The sequence below is a fragment of the Pseudomonas edaphica genome (assembly GCF_005863185.1).
Classification (GTDB): domain Bacteria; phylum Pseudomonadota; class Gammaproteobacteria; order Pseudomonadales; family Pseudomonadaceae; genus Aquipseudomonas; species Aquipseudomonas edaphica.
Genome location: NZ_VBVZ01001082.1, coordinates 1 through 802 on the forward strand (window position 1 = coordinate 1; position 802 = coordinate 802).

1 protein-coding gene is annotated in these 802 nt (G+C 55.1%); it reads right to left on the reverse strand.

What is annotated here, in order from left to right; all coding sequences use genetic code 11:
- Nucleotides 1-9: 9 nt before the first annotated feature.
- Nucleotides 10-802, reverse strand: a 793-nt coding sequence (locus FEM54_RS33370) for a sensor histidine kinase (protein ID WP_138454376.1), incomplete at its 5' end; no start/stop codon positions are given.

Sequence of the window (802 nt, forward strand, 5' to 3'; positions counted from 1 at the left end):
TCTTAATTATTATCCAGAAAATAAATCAGTCCCCTTCGTTGTACTTCCCCCATTATCTAAGGCCCGCACGCGGGTAAAGCCGAGAATCACGGTAAAGCGTTGTTGCTCGAGCACCACTTCAATCTGCCAGCCCAGTTTTGCACATAGCTGGCGCATCAACTGCAGCCCCAGCCCGTAGCCAAAATCGTTAGATTCCTGCCGCGACTTGATCTCCCTGATGTGGTTGACGATGCGCAACTGAGGGTACTTGAAACTGATTTCCACGGTGCCGTCTTCTGCGTATTGCAGCGCATTGCGCAGGAAGTTACCGATCACAATGCGACACGCCGTGGGGGGCAATAGGCAGGGCTCGGTGTGGATGTTGATCATCAAGTCGATATCCCGGTTACCGATCAGGTAGCGATGCTGTTGAATCAACTCGCCAACCAACTCGCTGACGTCAATGTGTTCCTGCGGCAATGGCTCGGGGTTCTCGCGGCTCATCCACAGCAACGTCTCGGCGATCAGTTGCATGTTCAGCACCGAACGTTCGATACGTTGCAAGGGCGGTGGCAGGACGCCGCCGGACTGCATGGCCAGCAATTCAATATTGGCCTTGAGCACGGCCAGCGGGGTCCGAAGTTCATGACTGGTATAGCGCAACAAGCGCTCTTCACGCAGGCTGGCGGCCTGAACCTGCTCAACGCTTTGGGCCAGTACATCAGCCAGCATGTTGAACTCTTTGAAGCTGAAGTCCGGCCGTTTGCCAGACAAGGCTTCCGGATTTTTCAGCGTACTGGACCATTGGGCCAGACGCCCCAGC